The organism is Streptomyces narbonensis (assembly GCF_014649015.1).
GTDB classification, from domain to species: Bacteria; Actinomycetota; Actinomycetes; order Streptomycetales; family Streptomycetaceae; genus Streptomyces; species Streptomyces narbonensis.
In genome coordinates, this window is sequence record NZ_BMSF01000018.1 from 136,961 (window position 1) to 147,904 (window position 10,944).

The 10,944-nt window shown below is 72.2% G+C and carries 8 protein-coding genes; 4 read left to right on the plus strand and 4 right to left on the minus strand.

Annotated elements, in window-relative coordinates; translation table 11 throughout:
• Nucleotides 1-94 precede the first annotated feature (94 nt).
• Nucleotides 95-1,435: a PspC domain-containing protein gene (locus IE124_RS28730; protein WP_189511884.1), complete on the minus strand. Its 1,341-nt coding sequence runs from the start codon at nt 1,433-1,435 to the stop codon at nt 95-97.
• 156 nt (nt 1,436-1,591) lie between these two features.
• Between IE124_RS28730 and IE124_RS28735 the strand changes: the two genes are divergently transcribed.
• Both IE124_RS28735 and IE124_RS28740 read left to right on the plus strand, forming a co-directional pair.
• Nucleotides 1,592-2,857 (plus strand): ATP-binding protein, encoded by a 1,266-nt coding sequence (locus tag IE124_RS28735; RefSeq protein WP_189511886.1) that lies wholly within the window; start codon nt 1,592-1,594, stop codon nt 2,855-2,857.
• Nucleotides 2,854-3,555, plus strand: a complete 702-nt coding sequence (locus tag IE124_RS28740; protein ID WP_189511888.1) for a LuxR C-terminal-related transcriptional regulator — start codon at nt 2,854-2,856, stop codon at nt 3,553-3,555. The genes IE124_RS28735 and IE124_RS28740 overlap by 4 nt, the downstream gene beginning before the upstream one ends.
• A gap of 52 nt (nt 3,556-3,607) precedes the next feature.
• Here the strand turns inward: IE124_RS28740 and IE124_RS28745 are convergent, their stop codons facing one another.
• The gene (locus IE124_RS28745) at nt 3,608-4,747 is read right to left on the minus strand and encodes a C40 family peptidase (protein WP_189511890.1); all 1,140 of its coding nucleotides are present in this window, start codon (nt 4,745-4,747) and stop codon (nt 3,608-3,610) included.
• A gap of 346 nt (nt 4,748-5,093) precedes the next feature.
• Here IE124_RS28745 and IE124_RS28750 point away from each other — a divergent pair, with 346 nt between their 5' ends.
• Nucleotides 5,094-5,447, plus strand: a complete 354-nt coding sequence (locus tag IE124_RS28750) for a hypothetical protein (protein WP_189511892.1) — start codon at nt 5,094-5,096, stop codon at nt 5,445-5,447.
• A gap of 122 nt (nt 5,448-5,569) precedes the next feature.
• Complete coding sequence (gene pcrA / locus IE124_RS28755; RefSeq protein ID WP_189511894.1) at nt 5,570-8,017, plus strand: DNA helicase PcrA; 2,448 nt, start codon at nt 5,570-5,572, stop codon at nt 8,015-8,017.
• Between the two features lie 105 nt (nt 8,018-8,122).
• On the opposite strand, the gene IE124_RS28760 is transcribed toward pcrA, so the two are convergent.
• A complete protein-coding gene (locus tag IE124_RS28760) occupies nt 8,123-9,775 on the minus strand; it encodes a M23 family metallopeptidase (RefSeq protein ID WP_189511896.1) in 1,653 nt (550 codons plus the stop codon).
• A gap of 228 nt (nt 9,776-10,003) precedes the next feature.
• Nucleotides 10,004-10,843 (minus strand): esterase/lipase family protein, encoded by an 840-nt coding sequence (locus IE124_RS28765; RefSeq protein WP_189511898.1) that lies wholly within the window; start codon nt 10,841-10,843, stop codon nt 10,004-10,006.
• Between the last annotated feature and the right edge of the window lie 101 nt (nt 10,844-10,944).

Consider the following 10,944-nt stretch of genomic DNA (forward strand, 5'->3'; position numbering starts at 1 on the left):
CCACGGGGTCGTCCAGGCTCCGGCGAGGTCGCCCGCGAAGACCGCGGCCAGGGTGAGGGCGGTGAGGCCGACGATCAGCCGGCCGGGGCGGAACTCATGAAGCAGCACGGGTGACCTCCACCTGTCCGATGCCGACCTCGAGCGAGAGGTCCAGCGTGCCTGCCGGGACGGTCCCGGCCGGTGGGGCGAGCGTGTGGGTCTCGTTCTGGTCCGGGGCGATGTCGATGTCCTCCGCGGTCTGTCCGGGAAGCTGCAGATCGCCGAGCCCCACTTCGGCGTGGACCTTCACCACGACGTCCTTCGGGACGACCACCTTGAGCTGTCCGGCGCCCACCTCGGCCCGGGTGGTGACGGTCCTGCCCGCGGGGACCGGGAGGGCCGACAGGTCGAGCAGGCCCACGCCGGTGCCCAGCTCGTAGGAGGGCTGCACCGAGGCGACGGTGGCCGGCTTCCACGTCTCGTCGACCCAGTCCGTGGTGATCCGGTCGGGCAGGGCGACCGCCCCGGCGAGCAGGCAGGCCGTGATCACGGTGGTGACGATCGTCCCGAAGCCGGTGCGGCCGAGGAAGGAGCTGACGGCGAGGCCCAGACCGAACACGGCGAGGGCGGCGACCAGACCCGTCTGCAGGCTCGTGCCCAGCGGCTCGGTCTCCCAGGTGAGGGCGGTGCCGAGGACGGCCGCGAGCATCGCGAGGAGATGGACGAGACCGGCGATGGAGAGCGGACTCCGCCGGACCGAGGGCGTCGGCCGGTCGGCGCCGGAGGAGCCGGGCCCCCACTGGCTTCCGGGCTTCGGCATTACGCCGTCGACCTTGCCGTCCTTGTCGACGATGCCGTGCGGCCCCCACAGGTAGGAGAAGGTCACCCTGCCGGTCGACCCGTCCTTCACGATCGGGTCCTTCCACCAGGAGTGGTACTCGACCAGGGGCGGCGCCTTGGTCTCGGGCGGCGCCTCGACGACCACGTGGGCGGCCCCCGTCTCCGTCCGGCCCTCCGCCTCGCCGCCGACGGCCCGGCGCCGCGACCAGACCGCCGCGCCGCACACCGCGAGCGACAGCAGCATCGTGAAGCCCAGCATCGACCCGCTGCGCAGCGTCGTCAGGAAGATCCCGCAGCCGGTCAGCGCCATGAATACGGCGGCCAGGGTCGCCCCGGTGACCCGGCCGGTCAGGAGCCTGCGCCCCTCGTGCTCGTCCTCGCCCGCGAGCGGGACGAGCAGCCACGCGAAGCCGTAGAAGATCAGGCCCACCCCGCCCGTCACGGACAGCACGCCGACCGTGATCCGGAAGATCACCGGGTCGAGGTCGAAGTGCCGGCCGAGCCCGGCGCAGACTCCGCCGACGACCTTGCCGCTCCGCGAACGCTGCAGAGGCAGGGAGGCATCGGCCTCCGCCGGCGGCGGGGCCTCGTGGGTCGAAGGCTTCGAGCTCGTCATGAGTCCATGGTGACGGCCCGTGACCCGATGCGGCACCGGGATCGACCCTGGCCCGACCCTGATATTCGCAGGGGCGTCGGCCCTGAGGGGTTACCAGGGGAGATCTCAGGGCCGACCCTGATGTCCGGGGCGGGGCGGACGTGTGACGATCGGTGCATGTCCGCAGCCGCTCGTGTCACCGAGGCCGACGAACCACCCGTGCGCAGGCTCTACCGGAGCGCCGACGGGCGGTGGCTCGGCGGTGTCGCGCGCGGCCTCGCCGGCCACCTCGGGCTGCCGGTCGTCTGGGTGCGCGCGCTGTTCGTGGCGCTGTTCTTCACGGACGGCCTCGGCGTCCTGCTGTACGCGGTGTTCTGGATAGTCGTCCCGCTCGGCGTCGGCGGCCGGGCCGCTCCCCGCCCGGTCTTCGAGATCACCCCGGACGGCCGTCGTCGGCTCCGCAAGCCGGACAAGGGCCAGGTTTTCGCCCTGATCGCGCTCGTGATCGGCAGCGTGGCCCTCATCGGGAAGGTCAACGTCGACAACGAGTCGGGGCGGTACATCTGGCCGCTCCTCCTCATAGCGGTCGGCGTCGTCCTCGTCTGGCGCCAGGCGGACAACGCCCGCCGGGCCAGCTGGACCGAGTCCGGCCGGCGCAGGCGCACCTTCCAGCTCGTCCGCGGACTCGTCGGCGTCGCCCTCGTCGGCACGGGCCTCGCGGTCTTCCTGGTGGTCCGCGGCTCCGTCGCCCAGCTGGGGACGGCCCTCACCGCGGCCGTCGCGGTCCTCACCGGGATAGCGCTGCTCGCCGGTCCCTGGCTGGTCCGGATGTCGCAGGACCTGACGGAGGAGCGGACCATGCGCATCCGCGCGCAGGAGCGGGCCGAGGTCGCGGCACACGTCCACGACTCGGTGCTGCACACCCTCACGCTGATCCAGCGCAATGCCGACGACGCGGGGGAGGTGCGCCGGCTCGCCCGCGCGCAGGAGCGGGAGCTGCGGAACTGGCTCTACCGGCCCGAGGGCACCGGCCGGGACGAGGAGGAGCCGGCGACGCTGGCGGAGGCGGTGAAGAAGGCCGCGGCCGAGGTCGAGGACAAGCACGGGGTTCCGTTGGAGGTCGTCGTCGTCGGCGACTGCCCGCTGGACGAGAAACTGACCGCGCAGATGCAGGCCGCGCGCGAGGCGATGGTGAACGCCGCCAAGTACGGTGGCGAGGGTGGGGCGGTGCAAGTTTTCGCCGAGGTGGAGGGCCGCATGGTCTTCGTCTCGGTGCGGGACCGCGGTCCGGGCTTCGACCTGGACGCCGTGCCCGAGGACCGGATGGGCGTACGAGAATCGATCATCGGCCGTATGCAGCGCAACGGCGGTTCGGCCCGGCTGCGGTCCGTGCCGGGCGGGGGCACCGAAGTGGAGCTTGAGATGGAGAGGGCGGACGGATGAGCGACGAGACCGGTACGACGGGGGCGGAGACCGTGGAGCGCCGGGTGCGGGTCGTGCTCGTCGACGACCACCGAATGTTCCGTACGGGAGTGCAGGCGGAGATCGGCCGGACCGAGGTCACGGGGGTCGAGGTGGTCGGTGAGGCCGCCGACGTCGATCAGGCGGTCACGGTCATCACCGCGACCCGGCCCGAGGTCGTCCTCCTCGACGTGCACCTGCCGGGGGGTGGCGGCGTCGAGGTGCTGCGCCGCTGCGCGAGCCTGATGGCGGCCCCCGAGGACCCGGTCCGCTTCCTGGCGCTGTCCGTCTCGGACGCGGCCGAGGACGTCATCGGGGTGATCCGGGGCGGTGCCCGCGGCTACGTCACGAAGACGATCACCGGTACCGACCTGGTCGACTCGATCTTCCGCGTCCAGGAGGGCGACGCCGTCTTCTCGCCGCGGCTCGCCGGTTTCGTCCTGGACGCCTTCGCCTCGACGGACGCGCCGCCGGTGGACGAGGACATGGACCGGCTGACCCAGCGCGAGCGGGAGGTGCTGCGGCTGATCGCCCGGGGATACGCGTACAAGGAGATCGCCAAGCAGCTCTACATCTCGGTGAAGACGGTCGAGTCGCACGTCTCGGCGGTGCTGCGGAAGCTCCAGCTCTCCAACCGCCACGAGCTGACCCGCTGGGCCACCGCCCGCCGCCTGGTCTGAGCCCTGCCCGACCCGCGCCCCTCACGGCGGGGCCCGGCCCGGTCGGGTCCGGTCACCCGACCCGGGTCGCTCCGGCGAAGGGCATCTCGTCGATCGGGGCGACCCGCACCGGGGCGCCGGGGCGGGGGGCGTGGATCATCTGGCCGCCGCCGATGTAGAGCCCGACGTGGCTGATCCCGGAGTAGAAGAAGACCAGGTCACCGGGGGCGAGCTGGGAGCGGGAGACCCGCTGTCCGGCGTTGATCTGGGTGTACGTCGTGCGGGGGAGGGCGACGCCGGCCGCACGCCAGGCGGCCTGGGTGAGCCCCGAGCAGTCGTACGCGGACGGGCCCGTCGCCCCCCAGACGTACGGCTTGCCGAGCTGCGCGCGGGCGAAGGAGACGGCCTCGGCGGCCCGGTTGTTCGGGGCGGTCACGGGGCCGCGCTCGCCGCCCGAGGAGCGGTCGGCGCGCGGCGCGCCCGGGTCGGCGGTGGCGCCGGCGGCCGTGGCCGTACCTCCCGCCATGGCGCCGCTCGCGCTGTCGCTGCCCGGGGCGCGGACGCTGTCCCGGGCCGCGACGGCGGCGTCGTACCGGGCGCGCTCCTCCGCGGTCAGCCGGGCCAGCAGGGTCCTGGCCGCCTCCAGCTTGCCGAGGACGACGGTCCGCTGCCGCCGCAGCTCCTCCTCGTGCCCGCGCAGTGCGGTCAGCCGTCCCGCGGACTCGGAGCGCAGCTGCCGGAGCGCGCCGAGCTCGCGCCGCACGGCGGTGACGGCCACCGCCTGCCGGTCCGCGGCCTTCTCCGCGAGCGCGGCCCGCTCCAGGTACTCGTCGGGGTCGGAGGTGAGGGCGAGCTGTACGGCGGGGTCGAGACCGCCGGAGCGGTACTGCGCGGTGGCCATGGACCCGAGCCCGTCCCGGGCGGTGTTGAGCCGCTCGGCCCTGCGGGCGGCCTCGTCGCGCAGCCGGTCGAACGCCGCGCGAGAGGCGTCGGCCCGCTCCTTCGCCCCGTTGTACTTCTCCGTCGCGACCTCGGCCTCGTGGTAGAGCCGGTCGACCTTCGCCTTGACCTGGGCGGTGGTGAGGCGGGGGTCCGCGTGTCCGGATCCCTCGAAGAGCGTGGCGGTCGCCGCGGAGGCGAGGGCGAGGGTGGCGGCGGTGCGGACCGCCGGTCCACCGAGCGGGGACTGCCTGGGTTTTCGGTGCGCTGCCACGAGGGCGGGTCACATCCTCTTCCCTGCGGGGGGAACGGTGCCCGCAGGGCCGACGGCGGACCGCACAGGGGAGACGGACCGCCGCCGGGTTTTCCTGGCGGGGATGACCGGCAGCCGCCGGGTGACCGGCGGTGGTGGGAGCCGGCCACCTGCTGGAAGACGCTAAACCTCGGGGTCACGCGCGGGCAGTGAGTTGATCGCTATTGGCGACAGGTGACGGACATGGACCGAAGTCGTTCGCCCGGGGTGGCGGGCGAGGGGACATTGCGGCAGAGGACCGACCGAAGCGCCGGAGGGAGTGGACCCGGCCGGAGGTCGGTGCTAAGGCCCCATTAGGCTCCGCCCCATGGACGTACTCATCAATGTCTTCGTCGCCCTGCACATCATCGGTATCGCCTCCCTCCTGGGCGGATTCCTCACCCAGATGAAGGCGATGGGCGCCGGTACGGCCCGCTTCACCCCCGCGATGCTGCACGGCGCGCTGGTCATGCTCGTCACGGGCGTCGCACTCGTCGGCCTCAACCAGGCCGACGACCAGACCGTGAACAACATCAAGATCGGCATCAAGCTGGCCGTGCTCGTCGTCATCCTCGGCCTGGTCTACGTCAAGCGGGACGAGGAGAAGGTCGACAAGGGCCTCTTCGCCGCCGTCGGCGCCCTCACCACGGCGAACATCTTCATCGCCACCCTCTGGACCTGAGCCCCGGACGCTCCGCGCACGAGCCCCGGACCCGTCGTGTGACCGGTTCCGCAGCCGGGTGACGAAGGCGGCTCCCGAAGGCGGGCCCGGATGTCGGTGCGGCGTCCTAGACTCGTGAGGCGATGAGCAGCCTCTTTGACGACAGCTTCCTGGCCGGCCTCCAGAACCACTCCTCGGGGGAGGCCCCGCCCCCGCCCGAGGACCACGAGCACGGCGCCCCGGCCCCGGAGGAGGTCCCGCACGACCTCTTCGGGGAGCACTTCGACGCGCCCCCGCCCCGGGACACGTACTACCGCGACGGCGCCGCGCGCCCCGTCGTCGACCCCGCCGCGCTCCTGGAGGGGCTGAACGAGCAGCAGCGCGCCGCCGTCGTCCACACCGACACCCCGCTGCTCATCGTCGCCGGCGCCGGCTCCGGCAAGACCCGGGTGCTGACCCACCGCATCGCCCACCTCCTGGGCACGCGGCACGTCCACCCCGGCCAGATACTGGCGATCACCTTCACCAACAAGGCCGCCGGCGAGATGAAGGAGCGCGTCGAGCAGCTCGTCGGCCCGCGCGCCAACGCCATGTGGGTCATGACCTTCCACAGCGCGTGCGTGCGCATCCTGCGCCGCGAGTCGAAGCGGCTCGGCTTCACCTCCTCCTTCTCGATCTACGACGCCGCCGACTCCAAGCGGCTGATGTCCCTGGTCTGCCGCGACCTGGACCTCGACCCGAAGAAGTTCCCGCCGAAGTCCTTCAGCGCCAAGATCTCGAACCTCAAGAACGAGCTGATCGACGAGGAGGCCTTCGCCGACCAGGCGGCCGACGGCTTCGAGAAGACGCTCGCCGAGGCCTACCGGATGTACCAGGCGCGGCTGCGCGAGGCCAACGCCCTGGACTTCGACGACATCATCATGACGACGGTCCACCTGCTCCAGGCGTTCCCCGACGTCGCCGAGCACTACCGCCGCCGCTTCCGCCACGTCCTCGTCGACGAGTACCAGGACACCAACCACGCCCAGTACACGCTCGTGCGCGAGCTCGTCGGCACCGGCTACGAGGACCTCGGCCCGGCCGAGCTGTGCGTCGTCGGCGACGCCGACCAGTCGATCTACGCCTTCCGCGGCGCGACCATCCGCAACATCCTCCAGTTCGAGGAGGACTACCCGGACGCGACGACGATCCTCCTGGAGCAGAACTACCGCTCCACGCAGACGATCCTCTCCGCCGCCAACGCCGTCATCGAGCGCAACGAGTCCCGCCGCCCCAAGAACCTCTGGACCAACGCGGGCGCGGGCGCGCAGATCACCGGCTACGTCGCCGACACCGAGCACGACGAGGCGCAGTTCGTCGCCGACGAGATCGACCGGCTCACGGACACCGGCGAGGCCAAGGCGGGCGACGTCGCGGTCTTCTACCGGACCAACGCCCAGTCCCGTGTCTTCGAAGAGATCTTCATCCGCGTCGGACTGCCCTACAAGGTCGTCGGCGGCGTGCGCTTCTACGAACGCAAGGAGGTCCGGGACGTCCTCGCGTACCTCCGCGTCCTCGCCAACCCCGAGGACAACGTCCCGCTGCGCCGCATCCTCAACGTCCCGAAGCGGGGCATCGGCGACCGCGCCGAGGCGATGATCGACGCCCTCTCCCTGCGCGAGAGGATCACCTTCCCGCAGGCCCTCAAGCGGGTCGACGAGGCGTACGGCATGGCCGCGCGCTCGGCGAACGCCGTGAAGCGCTTCAACGCGCTGATGGACGAGCTGCGCACCGTCGTCGAGTCCGGCGCCGGCCCCGCCGTCGTCCTGGAGGCGGTCCTGGAGCGCACGGGCTACCTGGCCGAGCTCCAGGCCTCGACCGACCCGCAGGACGAGACCCGGATCGAGAACCTCCAGGAACTCGCCGCCGTCGCCCTCGAGTTCGAGCAGGAGCGCGGCGAGGAGCCCGCGACCCTCGCGGAGTTCCTGGAGAAGGTCGCCCTCGTCGCCGACTCCGACCAGATCCCGGACGAGGACGAGGAGGGCCGGGGCGTCATCACGCTGATGACCCTGCACACCGCCAAGGGCCTCGAATTCCCCGTGGTGTTCCTGACGGGCATGGAGGACGGCGTCTTCCCGCACATGCGCGCCCTCGGTCAGGCGAAGGAGCTGGAGGAGGAGCGGCGCCTCGCGTACGTCGGCATCACGCGCGCCCGCGAGCGGCTCTACCTCACCCGTTCGTCGATGCGCAGCGCCTGGGGCCAGCCCTCGTACAACCCGGCCTCGCGCTTCCTGGAGGAGATCCCGCCCGCGTACCTGGAGTGGAAGCGGACCGGTCCGATGGCGAAGCCCGCCGGGCCGACCTCGGGCATCACCTCCTCGCTCTCCTCCTCCCGGTCGCGCTCCGGTCCGTCGGGCTTCGCCACCCGGCGCGCCGGCGAGAAGCCGGTGATCACGCTCTCGATCGGCGACCGCGTCACGCACGACCAGTTCGGCCTCGGCACGGTCACCGCGGTGACGGGGGTCGGTGCGGACGCCCAGGCGACGATCGACTTCGGCGACGAGAAGCCGAAGCGGCTGCTCCTGCGGTACGCGCCGGTCGAGAAGCTGTAGCGCGTGCGCGCGAGAGGGCCCCGGCTTCGGCCGGGGCCCTCTCTCGTGAACTCTCGTGAACTCTCGTGAACTCTCGTGAACCTTCGTGAAGCGAGGCGGTGAAGGTCAGCTGGTCGGGTCGAGACCGTGGCTGCGCAGCCAGGCCAGCGGGTCGATGGCGTAGCCGCCGCCCGGGCGGACCTCGAAGTGGAGGTGGGGGCCGGTGGAGTTGCCGGTGTCACCGGAGTACGCGATGACGTCGCCGGCCTTGACCGAGCCGTAGCGGATCTTGGCGCTGCTGAGGTGGCAGTACCAGGTCTCGGTGCCGTCCGGGGCGGTCACGATCACCATGTTGCCGTAGGCGCTGTTGATCTGGGTGCGGACGGTGCCGTCCGTCGCGGCCATGACGGGCGTGCCGGTCTGCACGGGGAAGTCGATGCCGGTGTGCACGGACATCCAGTTGACGCCGGACTGGCCGAAGCGCGCGCTGAGCCGGTGGAGCTCCACCGGCAGCATGAACTTGGGGCGAAGGGCCTCCTTGCGGGCCGCTTCCTCCTCGCGCTTCTTCTTCTCGGCTTCCTGGCGGACGCGGAGGTCGATGCGCTCCTGGGTGCGGCTCGCGCGGTCGCCGAAGTCGCGGGCGTCCTCGCTGAGCGCGGCGAGCTGGGTGTCCAGCGCGCTGTTGGCGGCGACCTGCTTCACGGAGCCGGGGTCGGCCGCGGCGAGGGTGGTGGTGCTGTCCTTCTTGCCGCCGTCGTCGGTGGGGTTGGTGAGCCCGCTGACGGAGGCGGCGGCGATGCCGGCGACGCCCATGACGCAGGCGGAGGGGACGGCGACGGTCAGCAGGGCGGACCGTTTGGCGGGGGTGCGGCGGCGGCCCCGGCTGCTGCCCCCGCCGCGGCGCACGGGTCGGCCCGCGATCGGGGTCTCCGTGCGGAGCTCGACGTAGGGGTCGGCGGTGGGCTCGTCGGCGAACCCGTCCTCGGGCTCGACCACGAACTCGCCCGTGGGCTCGACCACGAACTCGTCCGTGTCGGCGGCGACGAACTCGTCCGCGGGCCCTACGGCGAACTCGGCCGTGTGCCCGGTGACGAACTCCTCGGCGGGCTGCTCGGCGGCGCCGTGGGCGGTGTCGCCGAGGACGTCCACGAGCTCGTCGGCGTAGGCGTACTCGGTCTGCGCCGGCGCCTGCTCGTGGGCGTAGTCGAAGGCGAACTCGGCGGTGTGCTCCGGCTGCGGGGTGTACTGCTGGGGGACGACAGCTTCGGCCTCGGGGGCCGCCTGGTTCCAGGCGGTCGCGTCGTAGGCGCCGGTCTCCGTCGCGAAGGCGGGGGCGGCCCACTGGCCCGTGGCGTCGTAGGCCTCGTAGCCGTACGTGCCCTGGGCGGCGTACGCGCCGGCGTGGACGGTCTCGTACTGGCCGGTCTGCTGGGCGTCGGTCCAGGCGGAGGCGTCCCACTGTCCGGTGGTGTCGTACTGCTGCCCGGTGGTGTCGTACGCGGTGTGCGGGGCGGCGCTGCCGTACTGGTCGGCGGCCTGCCACTGGCCCGTCGTGTCCCACTGGCCCGTGGTGTTCCACTGGCCGGTCGTGTCGTACTGCTGCTGCTGTCCCGCGGTGGTGTCGTACTGGCCGGTCATCCCGTACTGGCCGAAGTCCCACTGGCCGCTGTGGTCGGTCTGACCCGCCGGGTAGGCACCGAACAGCGGGTCGACGGCGAAGCTGCCTGTGGTGTGGGCGTCGTTTCCGACGTACCCGGCGTGGGGGTGCTGGTCGTTCACCAACGTCTCTCTCGCCTCGGCAGCAGGACCATTCCGGGGTGGTCCCGATGAGGGTGTCCCGGGGGAAGCAGTGGCGCGACTGTACCCGGCGGTATGCGCAACCGACAATCTTCGGAGGGGTTCGGCCGCGCAGGAAACGGGCAATCGGCCGTGTTTCGCCAGCTCGCGGGGAGAGCTTTGGCCTTGTGTTCGAGGAACGTTCGAAGAACAGGGCGTGGCGAGTGGACGTCAGGCGACGGAGGCTGCTCCGGATTCCCCTTCGCGCGCGCCCGGAGCCACCGGTCCGCCCGCGTCCAGGGCGCCGAGCACCCCGGCGGCCACCGTCGGGTGGACGGGCAGCGCGAGATGGCCGATGCCGCTGACCCGGACGTTGTGCACGAGGAGGTCGGGGTGGTCGAGGCGCGCGGTCTCGACCGGCGCCATCACCTGGTCGAGATCGCTCCAGAAGCTCACGAAACGCGTGCGGCAGCCGGGCGCGGGGCCGGCCAGCTCCCGCAGGACCGGCGAACCGGGGCGCATCTGCCGCACCAGCGGATGGGCGTCGGCGAGCGGGGCCACGGTGGTGCCGGAGTGCGGGGTGCCGAGGGTGACCAGGGTGCGCACCCGGGTGTCACCGCCCAGGCGCTGTACGTAATAACGGGCGACGAGCCCGCCCAGGCTGTGCCCGACGATGTCGACCTCGGCGTGTCCCGTGCGGGCCCGGATCTCCTCCACCCGCCGCCCGAGCAGCTCGGCGGCGCTCCGCAGGTCGCAGGTGAGCGGCGAGTAGTTGAGGGACTCCACACAGTCACGGCCGTGTCGGCCGAGGACGCGGCGCAGCAGGACGAAGACGGAGCGGTTGTCGACGAAGCCGTGCAGCAGGACCACCGGGCGCATGCCCGGGGTGATCGTCGCGTCGGGGCCCGTGGCAGGGTCCGTGGAATCACCGGCGGCGGGGCCGGTGGCGGGAGAAGCGGGGGAGAGGCGCTCGGCCGCGATCCCGGAGGGGTAGAGGACGAGATGCCCGGTGAGGATCGCGAGCTCCAGGGCGGTGGCCTTCATCAGGGCGGTGACCTTGGAGAGCTCCATCGCCGACCTCCCGATCGACACGCGGGGCCGGACCGTATGGAGGTACGGCGACCTCCTCGCGGCTCCCTTGCGACCGGGCCCCGCTTGCGGCTGGTGGGCCC